Source organism: Providencia sp. PROV109 (assembly GCF_033681625.1).
Taxonomy (GTDB): Bacteria; Pseudomonadota; Gammaproteobacteria; order Enterobacterales; family Enterobacteriaceae; genus Providencia; species Providencia hangzhouensis.
Window position 1 is genome coordinate 3,304,779 of record NZ_CP096320.1, and the last position, 23,455, is coordinate 3,328,233.

Sequence of the window (23,455 nt, forward strand, 5' to 3'; positions counted from 1 at the left end):
ATAACAATGCCAGTTTTAATAATTATTAACTGACCTATCTTATCACCCAATCTGTACCTGCTCTGTGTTAGGAATTCACCATGTATAACGTTCCACTAACCAACCTGAATCAACACACGATGAAATTACCTGATAGCCGTCTATTTTGCTGGTTCGAATCAGGCCCTAAAACAGGTTTTCCTGTTATTTTTTGTACTGGAGCGGGAATGAGTGGTTCATTAGGGTTTGGTTTGGATTTACTCGAAAAACTAAATATTCGTTTAATTGTTCCTGAACGCGCGGGTCTTGGTGAGTCAACATTTCACCCTGAAAAATCATTGAAAAGCTTTGCTATGGATGTTCAAGCCCTACTAGATGAACAATCTATTACTCAATTTTCAGTTGTCGGTTTTTCTCAAGGCGCCGTTTTTGCCATGGCCGTCGCCCACTATTGCCAACCTATTTCACTGTCTATCGTGTCAGGACAAGACCAATTTGAATACCCTGCAACTCGTGCGGTACTCAGTGCTGATGTTGTGAACATGCAAGAACAAGCCCTTAACACCCCTAAAGCGCTGTCTGATTGGTTATTAAAAAATGTCACTGGTGAGTGGTTATTAGCATTTATTCTTAATTGCAGCGCAGAAATAGACCAGCAACTCTATAATGAAGAACATTTCCTTGAGGCATATAGCCATTGCATGCGACGTGCTTTCGCCCAAGGCAACCAAGGTTATGTTCAAGACTTATTAATTGCATTACAGAAATGGGAATTCACCCCTGAAACGACCCGCGTGCCAGTCTCTTTATGGTATGGCGAACTCGATATGAGCACAGTTCATTCCCCTGATTTTGGCAAAATATTAGCCAGCCGTTTCCCCAATTGCCAACATCATTTATTAAGTGATGAGGGAGGCTCCCTACTTTGGACACAAGCAGAAGCTATTTTAGCCGATATTCAGCAGCACGCTACATAAGCAAAAACCGCGATGAGTTATTCATCGCGGCTATTATTTACATCCTAGATTCACATAAGTGAATTAACGGTACACAATCCCGCCATCAGTCAAAATAGATTGACCAGTAATATAGTCAGAATCATCGCTCGCTAAGAATGCAACCAAACCAGCCACATCATCTGGCGTTTGCGCACGACCTAATGCGATGCCTTCGACATATTTTTTATAGGTTTCACCTTTTGGCGTACCGGTGATTTCAGAGAAGCGCTCATCAATCTCTACCCACATATCTGTTCCAACAATACCTGGGCAATAAGCATTCACAGTTATACCTGAACTTGCATACTCTTTTGCAGCCGCTTGAGTTAATGCACGTACCGCAAATTTTGTAGCGGAGTAAACTCCTAACATCGCAAAACCATCATGTCCTGCAATAGAGGAGGCGTTGATGATTTTTCCTTTTTGTTTACGTTCTTGGAATTTTTCACTGGCAGCTTGAATTCCCCACATGGTTCCATCTACGTTGATTTTGAAGATTAAATCCATATCTTCTTGGCGAACATCAGCGATTGGCTTAACTTGTGCAATCCCTGCGTTATTAATCATTACATCAAAACCACCTAACTCAGCTTCTGCATGAGCCACCGCAGCAAAAACTTGGTCACGTTGACTGATATCTGCGGCAAATGTTGTTACTTTACGGCCTAAAGCTTCAATTTCTTTGGCAACATCTTGGAGCTTGTCTTTTTTCAAATCTACCAGTGCGATATCAGCCCCTTCTTTCGCTAAACGTAGTGCGATACCACGGCCAATCCCTTGAGCTGCACCAGTAACTAAAATAACTTTATTATTTAACGCCATACTTATCTCCTACTGAGTAATAGCCAAATTGACTAGTTCACCTTTAATATTAAGTTAGCAACAATAACAACAAGTTACAAAGCAATGATTTTACTCTAACATTTAATATTTATAAAAAATATTACACTATTAACATGGTGAATATATTTTTTTTACCGTAGAAAAAAGCATATAGACGTAAATTACAAGATTATTGTTAATAAAAATCATTCTCAACTCAATAAACAAAAAGTGCGATTCCTTCATTTTCAGTATAATTAATAATCACATAGATAAATTGTGGATATAAAAAAGCCACCAATCGGTGGCTTCTTGATACAGTAAAATATAAATAACTTATTTTTTAGCAGCTTGGATATACAGCATTTCTAATGCAATAGACGCTGCGGCGAGTGCCGTGATTTCAGATTGGTCATAAGCCGGAGCCACTTCGACTAAATCCATACCCACGATGTTTAAAGACTGTATTCCACGCAATAATTTCAATGCACGATCTGACGTTAAACCACCAATAACAGGGGTTCCTGTCCCCGGCGCAAACGCTGGATCAAGGCAGTCAATATCGAAAGTCAGGTAAACGGGTAGGTCGCCAACAATCTCTTTGATTTGCGCAACCATATCATCCACACTGCGATCATTCACCTGACCTGCATCCAATACAGTAAAGCCATTGTCGCTGTCATGTTCGGTACGAATACCAATTTGTACTGAATGATTTGGGTCGATCAGACCTTCTTTTGGTGCATGATAGAACATGGTTCCGTGGTCAAATTTGCTACCATTGCCATAGGTGTCCGTGTGTGCATCGAAATGAACTAAGGCCATTTTACCAAAGTGTTTCGCATGAGCTCGCAGCAATGGCAGTGTAACGAAATGGTCACCACCAAAGGTCAAGCAACGTTTACCTGATTCAAGTAGTTTTTCAGTGTGTGCTTGCAGCTTGTCACTCATGTCTTGCGCATCACCAAAAGCAAATACCACATCACCACAGTCAACAACATTCAAACGGTCTGTTAACTTGAAATTCCAAGGCCAGCGGTGGCTTTCCCATGCAAGATTTGTGGAAACTTGGCGAATTGCGGCTGGCCCATGACGACTACCTGCACGACCTGAAGTTGCCATATCGAAGGGTACACCGGTGATCACCCACTCTGCATCTGAACTATAAGGCTGAAAATTCAGCGGGAAACGTAAGAAACCAAATGCGTTAGAAACCAGTGAATTATCAACTTGATTGCCTAAAGTACTATTTATCATTTCTGTTCCTCAAAATAGGCCTGCCCGTTAGCAAGCCCTTTTAATATTCGATTCGAATCGTTCTACCTAAATCAACTTCGCACAGTATAAATAATAAACAAATCATGTTATTTGCACAAAGTTATTATCTGTTCAGTATCTTAATGCGCTAAATAGTTCGTGCTGTCGCTAGGCGGCAAAATGAGCCAATCCCTAGGAGCATACACAAGTATGTGACTAGGGTTGGCAAATGCAGCCAACAACGCGACGGTGCGAAATATAACGCGCATTGAGCATTTATTCGTCTTCTAAATAAGTATACCCATACAAACCATTCTCGAACTCAGCGACAAAGTCTTTTTGTAACTGCTCACTCAAGCCTGTCCCTTTTACTTGCTCTGTGAAACTTTCTAATAGGACTTCTGGGACTAATTTGACGTATTGCAGCATATCTGCCACAGAATCGCCCTCTTCACTTTGCAAGTAACGCAGATTACCTTGGCTATCAACCCAGACATCTATTGCTGCGGTATCACCAAACAGATTATGCATATTACCTAAAATTTCTTGGTATGCCCCAATCATAAAGAAACCTATCATTGGTGGGTTTTCTGGGTCATATGCGGGCATTGGCATTGTGGTTTCAACGCCATCACCATCAACGTAATGGTCAATAATACCGTCTGAGTCACAGGTGATATCTAACAGTACTGCACGACGGTCTAATGGTTTATCTAACCCTTCAATCGGTAATACTGGGAACACTTGGTCAATTCCCCAAGAGTCTGGTAGCGATTGGAATAAGGAAAAATTCACATAAAACTTATCAGCCATGCGCTCTTGGAGTTCGTCGATTATCGGACGATGAGCACGATTGCTTGGATCTAAATCCTGTTGAATGCGGCGGCAAATATTTAGGTATAACTCTTCTGCCCATGCACGTTGGGTCAAATCTAACACACCATGAGCATATTGAGTGTGCGCTTCTTGTAAGTCGAACTGGCTATCATGCAACCATTCGCGTAATGAACGGCTATTACCTTGGTGCTGCATTGACTCCCACGTTTCCCATAAAGAAATTAATGAACGTGGCGCATCTTCATGAGGCGGTGTTGTTTTGGTAAATTCATTACGTTCAACCCCAATCACATTGGACACTAACACCGTATGGTGCGCTGTCAACGCACGGCCTGATTCCGTAATTACCGTTGGATGTGGTAAATCAAACTCTTCACACGCATCCCCAATCGCCCAAATGACATTGTTGGCATATTCATTTAAGCCATAGTTGACTGAGCAATCGGATTGAGAGCGAGTACCTTCATAGTCAACACCTAGGCCACCACCCACATCAAAGCACTGAATGTTGACTCCTAGGCGATGCAATTCAACATAAAAACGGGCTGATTCACGGACACCGGTTGCGATATCACGAATATTAGCCATCTGGGAGCCTAAATGGAAATGAAGCAACTGCAGGCTATCTAGGCGATTGGCATTGCGTAAAATTTCCACTAATTGCAGTACTTGAGTTGCAGCCAAACCAAATTTAGATTTTTCACCGCCACTTGCCTGCCATTTACCTGAGCCTTGGGAAGCCAAACGGGCACGAACCCCTAAGCGTGGCGTGACATTTAAGCTTTCCGCTTCTGCCAATACCATCTCAATCTCAGACATTTTTTCGATAACAAGGTAAACCTTGTGACCCAATTTTTCCCCAATTAATGCTAATCGGATATATTCACGGTCTTTATATCCATTACAGACGATAACGGTTTGTGTTTTACCTGCGTTCGCTAAAACGGCCATTAATTCAGCTTTTGAACCCGCTTCAAGCCCTAACGGTTCCCCAGAATTAACCAGTGATTCAATGACTCGGCGTTGCTGGTTAACTTTTATTGGATAAACCAGGAAATAATCGCCTTTATAGCCATAAGACTCACGTGCACGTCTAAATGCTGCGTTTATTGAACGTAAACGGTGCTGCAAGATTTGCGGGAAACAAAACAGTGCAGGCAAGCGTAAATGCTCCTGCTCTTCTTTAACCTGATTAACGAGGTCAGCTAAATCAACAAAGGTGTCAGGGTTCTCAGGGTTCGGGCAAACACAGACATTTCCGCGCTCATTCACCTGATAGTAACCACCACCCCAATACGCGATGTTGTACGTCTGACGCATTTTGCGAGCGATATTATCATTCATAATAAACTCCTTTTATGGAGGGGTGAGTGACGCGTTCTCCTTCCTGATGTATGTCAGTGAAGACATAACACTGCAAGGCAGTTATGTCGGGGAAACGGCAATACTCAGATTTTAATAAAAAGTGCTTAGAACTTCTAAACAGTGACAATATACGACCTTAAGCTGACAGATTAATGACTCAGCCTCGAAGGTGTATTAAAGATGTGACGGTAACTTCGTGATGAAGTAAAGAATGACAGGAAAGTAAATGCCAAAGTCACGCGGCGATCCGCATATGACGGTTGGATACTGTTATTCAGTAGATTATGGATCATTACCCATTAACCCCCAATATAACTGTTTACCCCTTTAAAATTTCAATGTGGTAGCACTATTTTGGCAGTTTGACCTGTTGATTTAAGCTATATCACCTTATTTTTTATTGAAATTCAAAAGTTTATAAACATTCCTGATAGATAGCAGAAGTTTTATATTATTCTGCTGGTATATAACGGGAAATAACAACCATCCGTTACGGTCGCAGTTTATACATCTATTGCGCTCAAAAAGCAAAACCAAAATGACTAAATTGCGATAAAACTTTACCAATGGTTGTTTTATGTCTCTATTCGTTTTTTATATAAATACAGGTAGAAATTTTTACTGTATGGGACTAAAATAGCCGTCTAGATGTTAAAACATCCAATTATAAATTTGCGAATTCTTAAGGTATTAATCTCATGGCTACACATCTCTTTACTTCTGAGTCTGTATCAGAAGGGCATCCAGATAAAATTGCTGATCAAATCTCTGACGCAGTACTTGATGCTATTCTGGAACAAGACCCGAAAGCTCGCGTTGCCTGCGAAACCTACGTCAAAACAGGTATGGTAATGGTCGGGGGAGAAATCACCACCAGTGCTTGGGTTGATATTGAAGAAATCACGCGCAAAACTGTTCGCGAAATTGGCTACACCAGTTCCGAAATGGGCTTCGATGCCAATTCATGTGCCGTTTTAAGTGCGATTGGTAAACAGTCGCCCGATATCAATCAAGGTGTTGATCGTGTTGACCCATCAGAACAAGGTGCCGGTGACCAAGGCCTAATGTTTGGTTATGCAACCAACGAAACTGATGTATTAATGCCTGCTCCTATTACTTATGCACACCGCTTAGTTCAACGCCAAGCAGATGTCCGTAAAAATGGCACATTGCCATGGTTACGCCCAGATGCAAAAAGTCAGGTTACTTTCCAATACGACAATAATAAAATTGTCGGTATTGACGCTGTTGTTTTATCGACTCAGCATTCTGAAGATATTCAACAAAAAGACCTGCATGAAGCCGTGATGGAAGAAATCATCAAGCCAGTCCTACCGGCAGAATGGTTATCAAAAGATACAAAATACTTTATTAACCCAACGGGTCGCTTTGTTATCGGTGGTCCTATGGGTGACTGTGGTTTAACAGGCCGTAAAATTATTGTAGATACTTACGGCGGTATGGCTCGCCATGGTGGTGGGGCATTCTCTGGTAAAGACCCGTCAAAAGTTGACCGTTCAGCAGCCTATGCAGCACGTTACGTGGCAAAAAACATTGTCGCCGCGGGCCTTGCTGACCGTTGTGAAATCCAAGTTTCTTACGCTATCGGCGTGGCAGAACCGACATCGATTATGGTAGAAACCTTTGGAACAGGTAAAGTTGATGAGTCATTATTGATTCAATTAGTTCGTGAATTCTTTGATTTACGCCCTTATGGCTTAATCAAAATGCTTGATTTATTACACCCGATTTACCAACAAACTGCTTCATATGGCCATTTTGGTCGTTCTCAGTTCCCTTGGGAAAAAACTGACAAAGCTGAAGCATTGCGTGCCGCTGCAGGCCTGTAATCTCTTTGGTCAATAAGTTACATACAAAAACCCATCTAATGATGGGTTTTTTATTGCTCACAATGAACGATTAATTTTTTTGCGTAAACTGGAAGATAGCCATCCCCGCAACCATTGCTAATGTAAATATTATCCCTTGTGTCAATCCCATTCCTGTTAACAATAATGCAGGCCCTGGGCAAATCCCCGCTAACCCCCACCCCACACCAAATAATACACTTCCGGTGACTAGTTTTTTATCTATCGTTTGATTGGTAGGAATTTGCAATGGGCAATTAAGTACACTAACAGAGCGTTTTTTAACCCCTAAGAAAGCAATACCACTGATTACCATTCCAACTGCCATCGTAATTAATAAAGAAGGATCCCACGTTCCCGTAATATCTAAAAATGCCAAAATTTTTGCTGGATTTCCCATCCCGGCAATGACCAATCCTAAACCAAACAGTATCCCTGAAATTAATGCGATAAGAATAGGCATTGCTTTATCTCCCTATCCCATAATGGTTGGCTAGTGCGACTGTCGCAAAAGCAACAATCATAAAGACTAATACTGCAACAATTGAACGACGGGATAACCTTGCCATACCGCAGATCCCATGACCGCTAGTACAGCCACTTCCCAGTCGTGAGCCAAAACCGACAAATAACCCAGCTAATACTAAAATAGGTGTGCTGGTCGCAATGTTAACTTCTGGTGTATACGCCAACCAAGTAAACAACGTTGGGGCACTCATCAAACCAATAATAAATGCCAATTTCCATGCAGTATCCCCCTTAGCTGGTTTCAATAACCCGCCTAAAATACCGCTGATACCTGCAATACGACCGTTAAACACTAATAAAATTGCTGCGGCTAAGCCAATCAACACACCGCCAATCGCGGCAGAAAGTGGCGTAAAATTAGCCCAATCTATTGTCATTTCATTTCTCCTTCACAGGGCAATAAAGCTGATATAACGTATTGAGCAACGTAAATAATTTTTCATCTGCTATCGCATAGTAAATGCGCTTTCCTTCTCGACGCGTCATCACTAAGCCTTCATTACGCAATACTGTTAATTGTTGAGAGAGTGTCGGTTGTAATATTCCTAACTGCTCTTCTAACTCGCTAACGCAGGCTTCACCCTGTGTTAATTGGCATAATAAAATTAAGCGATCTGGATTCCCTAGTGTTTTCAATAATGAAGCCGTTTCTGATGCGGCCTGCTTCATCGCTAACAGTTGCGGTTCAGAGGTATTATTGGGCATATGTTATTTCTAGTTAATATTATATAAAAATACAATATATGTTTTTATATAATTACTGTCAATTATTGCTTGTTTATGTCCATTACCTTCACGTATCCTTTACCCCATGAAAACAATCCGTGTTCCACTCTTTTTACAGCAACAAGTCATGCGCACATTGCGAGAAAAACTCGCACTTGCAGAACACAAACTCGAACAGTCATTTTCAGAGCCAACGGTTAATTACAAACAACGGGGGACAACTGCGGGTAGTGCTTACTTAAAAGAATGGGAAATTCGCCTTAACCCCAGTTTACTTATCGAAAATACAGAGCAATTTATTGATGAAGTTGTGCCTCATGAATTAGCGCATTTGTTGGTTTTTCATGTATTTGGCCGCAAAGGTATCGCACCGCATGGCAAAGAATGGAAATGGATGATGCAACACGTACTGGAAGTCACGGCGAAACGTACGCACAACTTTGCGGTTACAACAGTAAAAAGTAAAACATTTCTCTACCGTTGTGCCTGTGAAGCGTCCCATGAATTAACCATACGCCGCCACAACAAAGTATTACGTGGTGAAAACCAATATTTATGTCGAAAATGTGGAGAAGTATTGAAACAAGAAGGGATTTCTGTCACTGCGGCAGAAAATTAGACTTTCTGCCGCATCAAGTTTGAGATGTGCGCTTAAGCAAACTCCGTCATCACTAATTTTGCGATTTCAAAGTAGATAATTAAGCCTGTACCATCAATGAAAGTTGCAATGAACGGGGCAGAAACAACTGCTGGGTCCACTTTCATTTTCTTCAATACCATTGGAATGATTGAAGAAACAATCGCACTCCACATTGTAATGGCAACGATGGTTAAGCTAACCACAATAGTCACTTCGTGGCCAACACCTAAAATCCATGCACGAATTAATGCCGCACCACCGATGGTCACCGCTACTAAAAATGAGGTAGAAACCTCTTTCTTCAGTACGGTACCCAGGTTACGTAAACTCACCTCACCCAGTGCCATTGCACGGACTAATGTTGATGTAATTTGTGTTCCACTATTACCGCCTGTACCAATCAACAGCGGAATGAAAAACGCTAACGAAATTGCGGCTTCGAGCTGTTCTTCAAATGCTTTTAATACAGTTCCTGTATACGCTTCAGCTACAAATAGCATCAACAACCAAACGACACGTTTACGCCATAAAGTTACAGGGCTTGTCGTTAAGTAGGGCTCATCTAATGGGGTAGTAGCGCCTTGTAGCTGCGCATCGAGTGTATTCTCATCTTCAATCAATTCGGCGATATCTTGCGGACGCAAAACACCCATTAATTTGCCAAATTGCACCACAGGTATCATATCTAAACCGCTATGATTAATCAGATCATAAACATCATGACGTGATTGTTCTGGGGCAACAGAAAAATAATTGTGTCGCATGATATCAGACACTAATAAATTTTCAGGTGAAGCTAATAATGATTTAACTGAAAGAATGCCATTTAAATAATTGTCATTGTCGACAACAAATAAATAGGTTGGGATTTGCTCGCCATCAAGGTGTTCAATAAGATTTTTTTTCACGCAAGCTATTGAGTCTGCGACAGATACTGGCAAATATGATTGACTCATATAAGCGCTGACTGTTGCATCATCAACTTTTGCTGGCTGTGTGTTATTGTCTTTGAGGCGTGCGCCTTTCATTGCGGATTGAGCAATAGCAACTGCTCCCGCTTTGTTCTGGGTAGTGAATGTCATTTTTTTAGTCCCTATTACTGTTGGTTACTCAAACAGTACTCACATAGGGGCGAAACCAGATGAGAGAATGCGAAAGCTATCTCTTCGTCTCGGTTTTAGCACTATACAACGTATCCTGACTTAGCAGGAAGTTACATGGGGATATACCTTCGGTCGATATATCCTGTCCTAATCTTGGGCGTCTCTCGACGTCGTCAGATCAGTAACCTATGTTTGTATAGGAGCCTCGCCTAACGAGATACTGCACTTTGGATGCGGCGCGAATTATACCCATTGGTGAATTAATTGCCACCCTATATCTACGTTTTTTTACGCATGGAAAACTTATTGTTTAGGTTCTGTTTAAGTTTATATTAAATATATCTTTATAAAGTAACAAAATGTAACTAATAATAAGAATGAATATTAGAATTGAAGTAAATATATTTATTTACTTATCAATAACCAACCCTTTGAGAAATCAAAGTATCATTTGTAATATTATTTAGTAAACCTTACCGATAATTAATCAAAACTTAATTCTCTATTTACCGTACAATACAAAAAAACAATATAAAGGAGTAAGCCCAATTTAATATAATTAAAACGCTTTATTAGAGTACAAGTAATCACTAATATCAGTCATTAGTTGGTTTTTTATATTAAAAATAAGCCAACAAATAAATAATGAAGTAAGAAAATACACTTAAGGCATTATTTAATTCGAAATTATCATTAAAAAGCATTCTTTTAAATTGTTAATATTTAATTGCAGATATCAATTTAGTATTAAATATTACAAGAATTATCTTAGAATATTTTTTATTTTATATAACAGTGAAAGTTTTATTATGGATAAAGTAATTGTTGGAATGTTAACGAAACTAACATTTCGCGTAAACGATGAAATCAAAATTGCTGCCATTTCTGCTTTAGGTGATTTCAAAGCAACGATTGAATATAATGATGCCATCATACGAATCATAGACTTATGTCAGGATCCAAACAAAGAGGTTGCTGTATCAGCGATTAATACATTAAGTAAATTATCTATTTATTTTTTACATAGCTCACTACCGAAACATTAATTGCACTCTCATGTTGAGTATTGCAAATAATTACTATGATTTATTTTAAATAATACTGTCCCATTAATACTCTAATGAGACAGTTTGCACATGTTATATAATTTTACGCTATTTCAGTGTCACCCTGTAATTGGCAACTACAAGCTAAAACATAGCCCTCAGCTATTTCTGCTTCAGTTAATGTCATTGTGCTTGTTGTTGTGTATTTACCTGATAACACTTTTGTTTTACAGCTTCCACAAACCCCTGCTCGGCAAGCTGCAATAACGGGCTGTTTATTTTGCTCCAGTGCAGATAATAAAGAAGTACCTACAGGGACTTTAAAGTCGACCAATCGTTGACGGATTTTTAATGTAAGAATATCTTCACTATCAACAACCTCTGGTTCAGTTGAAAAACGCTCCATAAAGAAATGTTCAGCAGGGACGCCTAAATTAGCAGCAAATTGCTGTGCATTTTTCATGTAAGGCACAGGCCCACACGTCATCACAATTCGTGAATCAATATCGGGTACTAACGCTTTCAATTTCTCTTCAGTTAAACGTCCTTGTGCAATATCGCCATTATCTGGTGTTTCTGCCATAACACACAATTGCAACCGTTCTGGATATAAGCGGACGAGTTTTTGCCATTCCTCGGCAAAAATAACTTGTTTATCATCGCGAACATTGAATAGTACTTTTACATGGGAGCTCGGGCGGTTCACCATCAGCCAACGTGTCATTGACATAATTGGTGTCACACCACATCCAGCAGCTAACATCAAATACTCAGTGTTTTTTAGATTAGCGCAGGTGAATTCCCCTTGCGCTTCAGAAAGCCAAAGATAGTCGCCTTCTTTAACCGAACGTGTTAACCAATTTGACCCTTCACCATCGTCTAACCGCCTGACAGTAATGGAAATAAAACGACTTTGCCCCGGTGATGATGAAAGAGTATAAGCACGCATGACATCATCACTATTTTTAATGCTGACCAAAGCATATTGACCAGGTGAATATGTATAAAAATCATGATTGATAAGGTTGATTGTCCAGACATCTGATGTTTCTTGAATAATAGAATGAACTTGCATTCTATTTGGACATAAACTGCTTGGCATGGTCATCGCGCTACTCCTTTAAAGGGGGTCGCAGCCCCCATCTTTCACATCGTTTTTAAGCTTTTTCTATCGGTTTATTGATCATGCAGGTAAAATTTCTGCCAGATCTTGCTCAACTGTCGTAATACTACGCATGCCAAACTTCTCATTTAGCACATTTAATAAGTTTTCAGTTAAGAAACCAGGTGCTGTTGGGCCGGTGTAAATATTTTTCACACCCAACGCTAATAATGTTAAAAGGATGACAATCGCTTTTTGCTCAAACCAAGACAGAATCAGACTCAATGGCAAGTCATTAATACCACAACCAAGTTTCTCTGATAGATTCACCGCAAGCATAATGGCAGAATATGCATCGTTACATTGGCCCACATCCAGTAAGCGTGGTAGCCCTTCTAATGTGCCAAAATCTAATTTATTAAAACGATACTTACCACATGCGAGTGTAAGGATTAAGCAATCTTCAGGTACACTACGGGCAAAATCCGTATAATAGCTACGTTCGCCACGGCTACCATCACAACCACCAACAAGGAATACGTGACGTAGTTTTTTCTGTGAAACTAAATCAATCACCGCGTCTGCCGCACCTAACAGTGTTTGACGACCGAAACCAACCGTAATTTTGTGCTCGATTTCGGTATACGGGAAACCGGCAAGTGACTGAGCTTGAGCAATCATTGCAGAAAAATCATCACCCACTAAATGTTTTGCACCCGGCCAACCCACAATACTACGCGTCCAGATACGGTCTTTATAATCCCCAACATCAGGGTCAATAATACAGTTAGAGGTCATCAAGATAGACCCAGGGAATTTTGCAAATTCCACTTGCTGATTTTGCCAACCGCTACCATAGTTACCGACTAAATGAGGGTATTTTTTCAGTTCTGGGTAACCATGTGCTGGCAGCATTTCGCCGTGGGTATAAACATTGATACCCGTACCTTCAGTTTGTTCTAACAACATTTTTAAGTCTTTCAGGTCATGACCTGAAATTAAAATACATTTCCCTGCGACTGGACGAACGTTGACTTCCGTTGGAGTTGGGTGACCAAATTCGCTCGTTTCACCTGCATCCAAAATTTCCATGATCTTGAAATTCATCAGACCAATTGCCATGGCATTATCAAGCAGTTCATTCATATCCGATGGCAATGTTCCCAGCCAAGCCATAATTTCATGATATTGGCCATAAACCTCATTATCATACTGACCTAAAACATGGGCGTGTTCCATATAGGCTGCCGCCCCTTTTAAGCCATATAGGCATAACATACGTAAACCGTGAATGTCTTCGCCGACTTCAGCTTTATCAATATCTAATGAAAATTGAGCCGCTTGTGCCTGTAAGGTTGGAATGTCAGTACCATTTAATTGCAAATTAATTAATGGATGATTGAAAGCCACTACACTATTCACGGATTGGCAATGTTTTATTAATTTATCACGTAAATAAATAGCTTCACGGGCGTAACCGATAATACGCTCTGAATCAAAATTGACGTTGGTTAAAGTAGAGAAAAATGCGCGCGGAGCAAAACTATCAATATCATGGTCAATAATACCCAGTGAGCGGGCAGTGACTGCACTTGCAGATAAGCTTTGCAATACAGCAACTAATAAATCTTGTAGGTCAGAAGTTTCTGCTGTTTTACCGCACATACCCTGCGCGTATGCACAGCCATTACCAGCTGGAGTTCTAATTGTTTGTTCACATTGCACACAGTACATGTTGTTCGCCTCTTAAAGTTGCATTTCAAATACAACATTAAGACTACGCTCTTTATTAGAATAAAAAAGTGGAATTATTCATTATCTAATGGTTTATTGATCTATATTAATATTCATTGCAAATGAGAACTATTCACAGTAATGAAAGTATGCTATTCGTGCTGTTGGTTTTGTTTTCACTTTTCTTGCTTAAATGCACTATTTTGCATTTTATTTATATCCTGATAACGCTCTTACGATAACTCTTGTTATACTTACCTATAAGTGTTTGTTATTCCATCGTATAAAGAGAATCCAATAAAGATGAGCCAGGTAAATTCAGCTAGTAAATCTATGATAAAAACCCGATTGCGGATTTTTAAACGGCTAAAAGAATCAGATAAAACACCTGTAAAAATCTTACTACTTGCGGCACTCATTGGTGCGGCGGTCGGTCTTATCGGTTCACTATTTGAATTAGGAACAACTTGGATTAGCAACTATCGCGTGCAATCGGTGAGTGAATGGGTTGCCCCAAAATGGCTGATGGTTGTTGGGATGTTTTTTATCTCGGCACTTCTTGCCATGTTAGGCTATTACCTTGTTAAACGGTTCTCTCCTGAATCTGGTGGGTCTGGGATCCCAGAAATTGAAGGTGCATTACAGGATTTACGCCCCGTAAGATGGTGGAGAGTCATCCCAGTTAAGTTTATTGGTGGATTAGGAACATTGGGCTCAGGTATGGTATTAGGCCGTGAAGGACCAACCGTGCAACTTGGTGCGAACCTTAGCCAAATGTTTTATGATTTATTTCGTTTAAAAGATAATGAGTCACGCCACACCTTGCTTGCCTCTGGTGCGGCGGCAGGTTTATCTACAGCATTTAATGCCCCTTTAGCTGGCATCTTGTTTATTATTGAAGAAATGCGTCCGCAATTTAAATACAGTTTAATTTCAATTAAAGCGGTATTTATCGGTGTTGTTACCTCCACCATTGTCTATCGGCTAATCAATGGAGAAGCTATTGTATTAAATATCGGCCAATTTTCTTCTGCACCTATGAATACTTTATGGCTTTATTTAATTTTAGGATTAATGTTTGGTGTTATCGGTATCTGTTTTAATGGTTTTTTATTGTACCTACAAAGTAAATTTTTAGCATTTTACCAAAATAAAATTTCTCGCTTTGTATTGATGGGCGGGTTAATTGGTGGTGCTTGTGGTGCAATTGGCGTTTACCTGCCTGAAATTGTAGGTGGTGGATATTCCGTGATCCACCAGATGGTAGCAGGCCAATTTACCATCACTTTGTTATTCATATTCTTTGCTTTGCGGTTTTTAACTTCGACGATTAGCTTTAGCTCTGGGGCTCCAGGTGGTATTTTCTCTCCTTTACTCGCCCTTGGGACATTATTTGGTGGTGTTTTCGGCTACGCCGTCCTCGAAATATTCCCTAATTACCAAATTGAAGTGGGGACTTTCGCTATTGCAGGCATGGGAGCTTTATTTGCCGCAACCGTCAGAGCCCCATTAACTGGGATAGTCTTAGTTTTAGAAATGACAAATAACTACCAGTTAATCTTACCGATGATTATTACCTGCATTGGCGCCACAATGATGGCCCAATTTTTAGGTGGCAAACCGCTATATTCTGTATTGCTGGAAAAAACTTTAGCCCGTAGCGAAAAAGAAACCGCTCCGCCTGTCACTGACAAACCTTAAATAGTAGAAGCAAAAAGAGTTGCCGACAGCGGCAACTCAGACTGCTGACAAACATATTATGTTTGGCGGCAAGTCGAATAGGTTTTGAAAATAAACTAGGAAAATCAATTTATTGATTTTCGGCTGATAACACAAAGCGGGAAAAACCACGCTTTTATCCCGCTTTGTCAACAACCTAAGTTGCCGACAGCGGCAACTCTTTTATTAAGATAACCTATGCTAATTTCTTACTTACTTCTTCCTTGCAATGAGTGTTGCAAAATTTAATTTAATACGATTACCTTGTGAATCAGTGCGGTGTAAATGACCAGGGTTTTCGTTATATTTTAAAATATCCCAATCTTTATAATACCCTTCTAGCTCCCCTGGTTTTAAGAAGCATTTAAATGGCACTAAATCCAGCGGTGCATCTGGCGTTTCAACGGCACACACAATAACGTTAACTCCCCCTGGCAGGGTATGTTCTTGCATATTAGTAATAACATTGGCGATTTTTTCTCGCTGCAAGAACATTAGCACGACAGTGGAAATAATAAGTTCGTAGTTCTCTTGTATTTGGTGACTATTAATATCATAAACAGCCGTATAAATATTCTCTACCCCAGCTTGTTTTTTAACGAAGTCAATTGCTTGGATATGCTGAGGGTTGATATCTACCGAGGTCACGTCATACCCCTGCAAGGCAAGATAAAAACTATTACGCCCTCTTCCCGAACCTAAATCTAATGTTTTACATGGCTTACTCAGGTGATTCTCACACAAATAGCGCACTTCTGAATGTGGAGTCGTTAACCCATGCTCTTTATAAAATTTCAGTTCTGGTTTGCATAAAAATGCCAGTTGGCATTCCATGTCATCACTACAAGCAGAAATACGATGCCAAACTTGAGGTTCAATAATAGGCGGCTGGTTATGAATATCAAAGGTAAAGTGTTGCTCGCTGCCGTCTTCATTAAAAATGATAAAATCTAAAGAGCCTTTTAGCACTTTCAACTGTGCGTATGTATCCTCTTTTGTATTATGGCGCTCTTGGAACATTAACGGCAAAGAAGCTTTATTCCAAACTGGCATAGTTTTGTAACACACGAGATCATTCATATCATCACCAATAAGTTGCATTTTAAATACATCTTATACCGTTCGTTTGCTATCTGCAAAACATTCATAAATTAATTATCGCGGGCTTGATTCATATCAACCCCCTATAGACCAAGAGGGCTGAAATGCTTCATGGGCTCAGTTAATAACCTAACTGTTCCGCACTTAACCCTAAGAATTCAAAAGGTTTTGTAACTACATAACTGTTGGTCGCATCCCCTGAATAGATATGGCTCTGCTCTTCACCGAGGTCCAGCTTTTTCACTTTTCCAGTTTCCGCTGAAAAGTCAATTTTTGCCAAATCAGTCCAAAAAATATTTGGAGTTAATGCTGACTCGAAAAAGTAGAGCTGGCGTTTATGGTCAACTAATGTCCGCCAACGTGTTGACGATATTTCAGGCGAATTTTCAGACGTCAATCCGTAAGGGACAGACACATTACGTACGACACTGAAAACACTGGCGACCGCTTTATTAGGCGTTGTTTTCTGAGGAATTGCATTAATATAAAACTGCGCGCGAGCAAATCTATCAGCGGAGCGGTTAGTCCCCGGTAACATTACAGTGCCGCCAATTCCTTGCCAATATTCCTGCATTGCTAATTGCTTCTCATAAGTCGGCGAGTTAGTCATAACTTGATACTTGCGACTGTGATGAATTACCTGCTTACCATCGATATATTCAATAATCGCGCTATCACCACTCGCATCTGATAATGATAAATGTAAAGTCGCTAACCTATCTTGTCCTGGCACATTATCTGTTGCGACTACGAGTGGATTCTTTTCTAGCTCAGCAACGGCTTCTTCCACTGTCGCATAGTTATCTAGAACATATTGCGCCCATAAAGATATCGACAACGCAGGTTGCTTATTATCTATTTGAGGATATTTTGATTCCGCGAGCCACAGTAAATTGGCAACCAGACCTTCCTCGTTCACTCCGTCCGTTGTTGAAATATCATAACCCGAGGCTATCACGCTGCCGTATTTTGATTTCCATTTTAAAGAGTTAGGCCCTGCAATGCCATCACGCTCCATCCCTCGAGGAAAGATCCATAGATTGGTACCAATATCGTATTTCCAATCCATTGTTCTTCCGGTCATTATTTGTTCATTTTCACCTAAATAAACAACTCGAGTACAAGCTTGGCTAACTGTAATCGGCATTGATATCGCAGCAGTTGCGGCAAGTGCTACGATACTTTTCTTAATAAATTGCATGCCATCTCCAAAATAGTTAAAAATAAATTTACATAATAAGCATACTACATAAATACGAATTATTTATGCTCAAAGAATAATGTATTAAAAAAAGTGCGATTAACACAATGAAATATAATAAATAATGACACAAAATGGCACCCATATTAACCAGTGCCATTTTGCTGGAAAGAATTAATTATTTACTGATGAAAATAAAGAACGTAGTAATGCAGCTTTTTTCTGATTATCAGGCATAGATAATATTTCATTATAGAAACTAATAGAAATACGGCACGCTAATGCAGGTGATTTCTTCCCTGCTTCTAAATTTCCAAGGATTGCGGTATCTTCACCATACTTTGCAGAAAGCCCACTAGCAAGCTGTGTTAATTCCTCAGAATACTCTTTTGGGGACATCAACGCCTGTTTTACACCAGCTTCACTTGAAATTAAGAGCTCATTGGTCGCTTGGATTTGTTTCAACAAAACAGCTTGGCTTTTTTGTGGTGGAATAATTTCCGCTGTTTCTCTTAAGTGCGGAAACAATGAATAAAAACACGTTTTTCCTGTTGGGTCTTCTTCTAATAAGATTTTCAGGTAATCATTCACTCTGCTAGTAAAATTAATTACGGAATCATCAGAAGCATATTCCATACGTTCTAGCACCAGCTTCATGACATTGCCAACAACCTGATCAAACAGTTGACGACGTAAATCTTCATTAGCTGGGTCGTATTGCGTGATTAGATGCTCAAAACTTTGATAGGTTTCAGGGCTTATTTTCTTCACCGTCGCGATAATCGGCAGTTCTTTTTCAACTTGGGCAAGTGCCTCTGAATGAATTGCACTATTATTTTCTGTAGATAACACATTATTATCTTTACTTAACCAATAAAAACCGAATGCGAATGCAATAAAAATAATGCTAACAATTAATGCGGTTTTACGTGAGTTATTTGTATTCAAAGTTACCCTGCCTTTTCTTGGTAAAACGGTTCCCACAAACACTTTCAAGCTACTTATATACTGTAGAACCCATCGCATATAATGTCATGGCATCTAAAAACAATAGTCATCACGGACCTAGATTATTAATGCCACGAATTGACCTATAAAAAGTGATAATGTTTATTTTAGCTTGTATCAAAGTCGTCAAGCTATAGGAATAAGGGAAAATGCGAGGCTAAGACGGGAGAATTTGCCATAAATAAACAATTTAGAAAACGCTAGATATAAAAAAACCTTCAAGACTTGAAAGCTTGAAGGTTTATTATGATAAAAATCTTATTTAACTTGAACACCTTCAACTGAAATCAACAGTTGTGCTTCTTGAGATTTAGGGCCCAAATCAGATTTGATGTTAAATTCTTTCAGCTTAATATTACCTTCAGCTTCAAAACCTGCACGGTATCCACCCCAAGGATCTTTACCTTCGCCCATTAATTTAGCATCTAATGTAATCGGCTTAGTAACACCATTTAATGTGAAATCACCTGTGATTTTGTATGTTTCACCGTCTTTCTTCACTTCTGTTGAAACGAATTTTGCTTCAGGGAATTTTGCTGCATTTAAGAAATCACCACTGCGTAAATGTTTATCACGCTCTGCGTGGTTAGTGTCAATGCTGCCTGTCTTAATAGTTACTTCGACTTTATCTTTTGATGGGTCTTTTGCATCATAAGTGAAAGACCCATCAAAGTCTTTAAAACTACCATATACCCAGCTATAACCTAAATGCTGAATACGAAATTCAATAAACGCGTGTTGGCCTTGCTTATCAAATTGGTAAGTTTCTGCTAATGCTGAACCTGCCGTTAAAAAAAGTGCGCCAGTAGCCAGACCAAGAACCGTTTTCTTCAACATAATTATCTCCACGTTACTTATCGGGGTTAAAACCCAACATTCTTTTTAATGTAATATCACGATCAAAAAAGTGATGTTTAAAAGCTGCAAAAGCATGCAACACTGATAATAGAACCACTGCCCAAGCTAAATATAAATGAACTTCACCTGCTGTATCTGCTTGTGTTGCAGCACCAGTAAATAGTGCAGGAACCTCAAACCAATCAAATACACTGATAGGCTGTCCATCAGCGGTTGAGATTAAATAACCACTGATCAAAATACTGAACAAAATAATATAAATCAGAATTTGAACAATAATAGAGCTAGCTTTCGTTAATTTACTGTAGCTTGCTAATGGCTTCGGTGGCGGTGAAATAAATCGCCAAATCACACGAAATGCCATAACAATAAATAATAATATTCCTATACTTTTATGTATCTCAGGAGCTTGATGATACCAACTATCATAATAGCCTAGTGTCACCATCCATAAACCTAAAGCGAACATTCCATATACGACAATTGCGACTAGCCAATGTATAAGCAAAGAAATATGCCCATAGCGGCTTGCATTATTTTTCCATTGCATGATAAAAACCATTTAGAGAAGAAGGTAATATTTTATTAACTAAGCCGTAATAATCATAAGGTGAAATTAATTTTATTCCTATCCCAAAGTTAAACAAATATTTTGTTGAAGACATTCAAATACGATCAACATAATGAAAAATAGATTACTATTTGATTTTGTCTAGTTTTAATTATAAAAGTTGAATAAAGATTCTTCCAGTTTTGTAAATGGTCGTAACTAAATACTTAGTTCATTTATTTATTAATTTCAATTAAATCTAGCTTATTCCTAATAGATATAAGCTGTTATTCATAAAATAACATTTGTAGGTCTGCCTTTTTCCCCATACATTGGTATTCTTTCTTTTAACATTGCAAACTGATTGATAGGTTAAATACTATGTATAAACTTTGGATAGCAAATAAAAACTACTCTTCATGGTCACTACGTCCCTGGGTTTTACTAAAGGTATTACAGATCCCGTTTGAAGAAAATTTGTGTTTATTTGAAAACGGCAAAAGCAGCCATGAAAAATTCAGTCGTTTTTCACCTACAGGCTTAGTCCCTTGTTTAATCGATGAAAACCAAACAATATGGGATTCATTAGCCATCTGTGAATATGTTGCAGAAGACTACCCTCAAGTCTGGCCAAAAGAGCGAAAAGCCAGAGCATGGGCTCGTAGTGCAAGCGCAGAAATGCACTCGGGTTTTAGTGCATTACGCCAGCAATGTCCAATGGATGGTACTCATAATTCACCACTTAACAATATTTCAATTGAATTACAAACCGACTTAAATCGATTGCAGAAATTATGGCAGGATGGGTTAAACCAATTTGGTGGCCCTTGGCTTGCAGGTAGTGAATTTACGGCTGTAGATGCTTTTTTTGCACCAGTTGCCTTCCGAATTCGCAGTTATCACTTACCTGTAAACCCAGCTGCCAAACAATGGGTTGACCGAATTTTAGTTTTACCCGCAATGAAAGAATGGCATGAAGCAGGTTTACAAGAACCCTATATTGAACACTAAAAATAGGCTAATCGGGAGGCATTATATGCCTCCAGCTTTATTTGATTAGTAAAAAATCACCTGCTCGAACATCAAAATTAATATTTAACCAATTTGTCGGTCATTCAAGCTACATTAGGTTATTTAACAGACAAACAGTGGGCTATAATTTTTCATTCCACGGGTCTGCGGTCATAATATCGCCAAGTGGTGTGTGTAATGTAACCTTTTCATTTTTAAACCACTCAGCTAATGAAAACCCACCTTTAGGGGTTTCGATATGAATATCAATTGGGCAATAAGGAGTGTTCGCCTTAATTGCAAACTCAGCAAAATCTTCTTTTTCTTGACGATGTGGACAGCGAATGACCACATCAAGGTCGCAGTCTGACAACATACTTTGGATATCTGTCGCTAAAGTGTAAGCACAACTCCCTGTTACTCCCCATTGCCAAGGCCATTTAGTCTGTGAAATGATCCATAAAACCTGCACCGGTGGTAAAGCGATAAACATTGAACGTTGTAGTTCCACCGAATTCGCCACCAAGGATTCCACATTCATAATGTGCGTAATTGCAGATTTTTCAATTTGTGTTGTAACGCGTTGGTGTGGCTTAATTCCTCTAATTGCAACAGTCAGTTTATTCTCATCCGCTTTATTTCGGTATACCGTCAACGGTAACTTACTGTTCCACTGTGAGCCGACCCATTCAGGAAGCGATTCTATCGCGACCTCATTATTGCTGCCGACCCAAACAAAATCATGAGGATTGATTATTTGCATTTTATTACCTTTATGATTGCTACAACTGCTCTCCCCTATTATGCCTTTTTTGTCACATAAAAACAGAATATCGCAACCAACAATTCAACACATGCCATTTAATGGTAACTTGTCATAAATACTGAGTTCTCACCTTGAAATTTTATACCGTATATTATTTAATTACGTTATTAATTAATAGGTTAAGCCTCTATTTGTGAGCATCGGATTATGAGAACGTTTCCTGCTATCCACGATGGAATTATTTTTACCAGTTGTATGTTTTTTAGCGCCGCAACCGCTTTTGTGATCTTAGATGCACAAGCTGCGATGTGGGCAACATTCTCAACGCTGTATTCCTTTAATTTATTCAATGCAGCAAAAGAATATAAGAATTATGCCTATACCGCTTGTTGTTTATTGATGATTTTAGTCGCTATTTTTATCGGTGATACGTTACGCCTTGGTACCGCATATTATATTTATCTCGCCATTTTTTCGTTCATTTACTACCAATTGTATGGCACAGATCCTGCTATGGATTTAACCATGAAATTTATGATTATCATGTCGACAATTGGTACCATTTTACCTGATATATCCAAAAGCTTAGCGTTAGGGTTTATTATTGGTAGTGGAGTAACGTTAATTACGTATTATGTCCTTAGCCATAAAATGACACGCCATAGTGTAATAACGAGCGCTTTAGTTGAACAAAATTTGTTTACGTTGAGAAAAAATATTATCCCACGCTCAATGATTTATGCTTTGGGGCTATTACTCGCGCTCGCTATTCCTCGCAGTATAGATCTAGGGCACTTTTATTGGACATTACTGACCTTCGTTTTTGTATTGCATCCAAAATCACAAAGTATCGTTAAAATTACTTTGCAGAGGGTCTTAGGCAGTCTTATTTCTGTCTTATTATTGTATTTTTTATTCAATTTACCCTTTATGCCGTATATCGGTTTAATTGCAGTCGTGGTGTTCGCCTTTTTAATGCCGATGAGCTTTCATCACGGATATACGTTTATGACGTTTGTCGTGACAAGCTTAATTTTGTCCATTCTTGAGCTCGTTATATATTGGCGTCACCCAACCTATGAATTATTGTTTGACCGCGTTCTTGAAACCGCCTTAGGAGGAACCATCGCCATTATGACGAGTATTATTTTAAAGTTATTTAGAGAAACGAAATAAAATTAAGCATATTCCCCAATAAGAACGTTTGTTCTATACTCAAAAAGAACACATTGGGAA

Annotated in this window: 22 protein-coding genes and 1 riboswitch; of the genes, 7 read left to right on the forward strand and 15 right to left on the reverse strand. The window is 39.2% G+C overall.

All coding sequences use genetic code 11. The features are described from left to right. The first annotated feature begins 80 nt into the window (after positions 1–80). On the forward strand, positions 81–956 hold the full coding sequence (locus M1F25_RS15200) for an alpha/beta fold hydrolase (RefSeq protein WP_004262070.1): 876 nt from the start codon (positions 81–83) through the stop codon (positions 954–956). A 63-nt stretch (positions 957–1,019) separates the two neighbouring features. On the opposite strand, the gene M1F25_RS15205 is transcribed toward M1F25_RS15200, so the two are convergent. The 3 genes from M1F25_RS15205 to speA all read right to left on the reverse strand — a co-directional run bounded on the left by M1F25_RS15205 (position 1,020) and on the right by speA (position 5,237). Continuing rightward, positions 1,020–1,799 (reverse strand): acetoin reductase, encoded by a 780-nt coding sequence (locus M1F25_RS15205; protein WP_004262072.1) that lies wholly within the window; start codon positions 1,797–1,799, stop codon positions 1,020–1,022. Between the two features lie 336 nt (positions 1,800–2,135). Further along, a complete protein-coding gene (speB, locus tag M1F25_RS15210; RefSeq protein ID WP_094961355.1) occupies positions 2,136–3,056 on the reverse strand; it encodes an agmatinase in 921 nt (306 codons plus the stop codon). Positions 3,057–3,332: 276 nt separating this feature from the next. Beyond that, complete coding sequence (speA, locus tag M1F25_RS15215) at positions 3,333–5,237, reverse strand: biosynthetic arginine decarboxylase (RefSeq protein ID WP_112307307.1); 1,905 nt, start codon at positions 5,235–5,237, stop codon at positions 3,333–3,335. A 719-nt stretch (positions 5,238–5,956) separates the two neighbouring features. Between speA and metK the strand changes: the two genes are divergently transcribed. Then, the gene (metK, locus tag M1F25_RS15220; protein WP_004262078.1) at positions 5,957–7,108 is read left to right on the forward strand and encodes a methionine adenosyltransferase; all 1,152 of its coding nucleotides are present in this window, start codon (positions 5,957–5,959) and stop codon (positions 7,106–7,108) included. A gap of 70 nt (positions 7,109–7,178) precedes the next feature. On the opposite strand, the gene M1F25_RS15225 is transcribed toward metK, so the two are convergent. Genes M1F25_RS15225 through M1F25_RS15235 form a run of 3 tightly spaced genes read right to left on the reverse strand, consistent with a single transcriptional unit; the run spans position 7,179 to position 8,359 of the window. Next, entirely contained in the window at positions 7,179–7,589 is a 411-nt protein-coding gene (locus M1F25_RS15225) for a DUF6691 family protein (protein WP_004262080.1), read from the reverse strand. 4 nt (positions 7,590–7,593) lie between these two features. Beyond that, complete coding sequence (locus M1F25_RS15230) at positions 7,594–8,031, reverse strand: YeeE/YedE family protein (RefSeq protein ID WP_144140750.1); 438 nt, start codon at positions 8,029–8,031, stop codon at positions 7,594–7,596. A 1-nt stretch (position 8,032) separates the two neighbouring features. After that, positions 8,033–8,359, reverse strand: coding sequence for an ArsR/SmtB family transcription factor (locus tag M1F25_RS15235; protein ID WP_094961352.1), 327 nt, complete (start codon positions 8,357–8,359; stop codon positions 8,033–8,035). 106 nt (positions 8,360–8,465) lie between these two features. Between M1F25_RS15235 and M1F25_RS15240 the strand changes: the two genes are divergently transcribed. Next, a complete protein-coding gene (locus M1F25_RS15240; RefSeq protein ID WP_094961351.1) occupies positions 8,466–8,999 on the forward strand; it encodes a SprT family zinc-dependent metalloprotease in 534 nt (177 codons plus the stop codon). Between the two features lie 32 nt (positions 9,000–9,031). Here the strand turns inward: M1F25_RS15240 and M1F25_RS15245 are convergent, their stop codons facing one another. Then, entirely contained in the window at positions 9,032–10,102 is a 1,071-nt protein-coding gene (locus tag M1F25_RS15245; protein WP_004262087.1) for a magnesium transporter, read from the reverse strand. A gap of 73 nt (positions 10,103–10,175) precedes the next feature. Next, a riboswitch (M-box (ykoK) riboswitch) is annotated at positions 10,176–10,347 on the reverse strand. 585 nt (positions 10,348–10,932) lie between these two features. On the opposite strand from M1F25_RS15245, the gene M1F25_RS15250 reads away from it, so the two are divergent. Next, positions 10,933–11,169, forward strand: coding sequence for a HEAT repeat domain-containing protein (locus tag M1F25_RS15250; protein ID WP_004262089.1), 237 nt, complete (start codon positions 10,933–10,935; stop codon positions 11,167–11,169). A 103-nt stretch (positions 11,170–11,272) separates the two neighbouring features. On the opposite strand, the gene hcr is transcribed toward M1F25_RS15250, so the two are convergent. Continuing rightward, positions 11,273–12,277: an NADH oxidoreductase gene (gene hcr, locus M1F25_RS15255; RefSeq protein ID WP_036958472.1), complete on the reverse strand. Its 1,005-nt coding sequence runs from the start codon at positions 12,275–12,277 to the stop codon at positions 11,273–11,275. A 75-nt stretch (positions 12,278–12,352) separates the two neighbouring features. Further along, on the reverse strand, positions 12,353–14,005 hold the full coding sequence (gene hcp / locus M1F25_RS15260) for a hydroxylamine reductase (protein WP_094961350.1): 1,653 nt from the start codon (positions 14,003–14,005) through the stop codon (positions 12,353–12,355). A gap of 303 nt (positions 14,006–14,308) precedes the next feature. Between hcp and clcA the strand changes: the two genes are divergently transcribed. Continuing rightward, on the forward strand, positions 14,309–15,706 hold the full coding sequence (gene clcA, locus M1F25_RS15265) for a H(+)/Cl(-) exchange transporter ClcA (protein ID WP_112307312.1): 1,398 nt from the start codon (positions 14,309–14,311) through the stop codon (positions 15,704–15,706). Between the two features lie 231 nt (positions 15,707–15,937). Here the strand turns inward: clcA and tehB are convergent, their stop codons facing one another. From tehB to M1F25_RS15290, 5 genes are all read right to left on the reverse strand, one after another. After that, positions 15,938–16,825, reverse strand: coding sequence for an SAM-dependent methyltransferase TehB (gene tehB / locus M1F25_RS15270; RefSeq protein ID WP_094961348.1), 888 nt, complete (start codon positions 16,823–16,825; stop codon positions 15,938–15,940). 121 nt (positions 16,826–16,946) lie between these two features. After that, positions 16,947–18,026, reverse strand: coding sequence for a linear amide C-N hydrolase (locus M1F25_RS15275; RefSeq protein WP_004262105.1), 1,080 nt, complete (start codon positions 18,024–18,026; stop codon positions 16,947–16,949). A gap of 174 nt (positions 18,027–18,200) precedes the next feature. After that, positions 18,201–18,974: a hypothetical protein gene (locus tag M1F25_RS15280; RefSeq protein WP_036958473.1), complete on the reverse strand. Its 774-nt coding sequence runs from the start codon at positions 18,972–18,974 to the stop codon at positions 18,201–18,203. Between the two features lie 318 nt (positions 18,975–19,292). Beyond that, the gene (locus tag M1F25_RS15285) at positions 19,293–19,871 is read right to left on the reverse strand and encodes a YceI family protein (RefSeq protein WP_004262112.1); all 579 of its coding nucleotides are present in this window, start codon (positions 19,869–19,871) and stop codon (positions 19,293–19,295) included. A gap of 13 nt (positions 19,872–19,884) precedes the next feature. Further along, positions 19,885–20,442, reverse strand: a complete 558-nt coding sequence (locus tag M1F25_RS15290) for a cytochrome b (protein ID WP_094961347.1) — start codon at positions 20,440–20,442, stop codon at positions 19,885–19,887. 381 nt (positions 20,443–20,823) lie between these two features. Between M1F25_RS15290 and M1F25_RS15295 the strand changes: the two genes are divergently transcribed. Further along, entirely contained in the window at positions 20,824–21,453 is a 630-nt protein-coding gene (locus M1F25_RS15295; RefSeq protein ID WP_004262116.1) for a glutathione S-transferase family protein, read from the forward strand. Positions 21,454–21,595: 142 nt separating this feature from the next. Here the strand turns inward: M1F25_RS15295 and M1F25_RS15300 are convergent, their stop codons facing one another. Continuing rightward, a complete protein-coding gene (locus tag M1F25_RS15300) occupies positions 21,596–22,216 on the reverse strand; it encodes a malonate decarboxylase holo-ACP synthase (protein ID WP_181488274.1) in 621 nt (206 codons plus the stop codon). 210 nt (positions 22,217–22,426) lie between these two features. On the opposite strand from M1F25_RS15300, the gene M1F25_RS15305 reads away from it, so the two are divergent. After that, positions 22,427–23,395 carry an FUSC family protein gene (locus M1F25_RS15305; RefSeq protein ID WP_004262118.1) on the forward strand — a complete coding sequence of 323 codons (969 nt, stop codon included), beginning with the start codon at positions 22,427–22,429 and terminating at the stop codon, positions 23,393–23,395. Positions 23,396–23,455: the final 60 nt, after the last annotated feature.

What these genes read in the sequence shown, in the direction of transcription:
- M1F25_RS15200 (WP_004262070.1), top strand. Translation starts at nt 81, where the DNA reads ATGTATAACGTTCCACTAACCAACCTGAATCAACACACGATGAAATTA.
- M1F25_RS15205 (WP_004262072.1), bottom strand. Translation starts at nt 1,799, where the DNA reads ATGGCGTTAAATAATAAAGTTATTTTAGTTACTGGTGCAGCTCAAGGG.
- speB (WP_094961355.1), bottom strand. Translation starts at nt 3,056, where the DNA reads ATGATAAATAGTACTTTAGGCAATCAAGTTGATAATTCACTGGTTTCT.
- speA (WP_112307307.1), bottom strand. Translation starts at nt 5,237, where the DNA reads ATGAATGATAATATCGCTCGCAAAATGCGTCAGACGTACAACATCGCG.
- metK (WP_004262078.1), top strand. Translation starts at nt 5,957, where the DNA reads ATGGCTACACATCTCTTTACTTCTGAGTCTGTATCAGAAGGGCATCCA.
- M1F25_RS15225 (WP_004262080.1), bottom strand. Translation starts at nt 7,589, where the DNA reads ATGCCTATTCTTATCGCATTAATTTCAGGGATACTGTTTGGTTTAGGA.
- M1F25_RS15230 (WP_144140750.1), bottom strand. Translation starts at nt 8,031, where the DNA reads ATGACAATAGATTGGGCTAATTTTACGCCACTTTCTGCCGCGATTGGC.
- M1F25_RS15235 (WP_094961352.1), bottom strand. Translation starts at nt 8,359, where the DNA reads ATGCCCAATAATACCTCTGAACCGCAACTGTTAGCGATGAAGCAGGCC.
- M1F25_RS15240 (WP_094961351.1), top strand. Translation starts at nt 8,466, where the DNA reads ATGAAAACAATCCGTGTTCCACTCTTTTTACAGCAACAAGTCATGCGC.
- M1F25_RS15245 (WP_004262087.1), bottom strand. Translation starts at nt 10,102, where the DNA reads ATGACATTCACTACCCAGAACAAAGCGGGAGCAGTTGCTATTGCTCAA.
- M1F25_RS15250 (WP_004262089.1), top strand. Translation starts at nt 10,933, where the DNA reads ATGGATAAAGTAATTGTTGGAATGTTAACGAAACTAACATTTCGCGTA.
- hcr (WP_036958472.1), bottom strand. Translation starts at nt 12,277, where the DNA reads ATGACCATGCCAAGCAGTTTATGTCCAAATAGAATGCAAGTTCATTCT.
- hcp (WP_094961350.1), bottom strand. Translation starts at nt 14,005, where the DNA reads ATGTACTGTGTGCAATGTGAACAAACAATTAGAACTCCAGCTGGTAAT.
- clcA (WP_112307312.1), top strand. Translation starts at nt 14,309, where the DNA reads ATGAGCCAGGTAAATTCAGCTAGTAAATCTATGATAAAAACCCGATTG.
- tehB (WP_094961348.1), bottom strand. Translation starts at nt 16,825, where the DNA reads ATGCAACTTATTGGTGATGATATGAATGATCTCGTGTGTTACAAAACT.
- M1F25_RS15275 (WP_004262105.1), bottom strand. Translation starts at nt 18,026, where the DNA reads ATGCAATTTATTAAGAAAAGTATCGTAGCACTTGCCGCAACTGCTGCG.
- M1F25_RS15285 (WP_004262112.1), bottom strand. Translation starts at nt 19,871, where the DNA reads ATGTTGAAGAAAACGGTTCTTGGTCTGGCTACTGGCGCACTTTTTTTA.
- M1F25_RS15290 (WP_094961347.1), bottom strand. Translation starts at nt 20,442, where the DNA reads ATGCAATGGAAAAATAATGCAAGCCGCTATGGGCATATTTCTTTGCTT.
- M1F25_RS15295 (WP_004262116.1), top strand. Translation starts at nt 20,824, where the DNA reads ATGTATAAACTTTGGATAGCAAATAAAAACTACTCTTCATGGTCACTA.
- M1F25_RS15300 (WP_181488274.1), bottom strand. Translation starts at nt 22,216, where the DNA reads ATGCAAATAATCAATCCTCATGATTTTGTTTGGGTCGGCAGCAATAAT.
- M1F25_RS15305 (WP_004262118.1), top strand. Translation starts at nt 22,427, where the DNA reads ATGAGAACGTTTCCTGCTATCCACGATGGAATTATTTTTACCAGTTGT.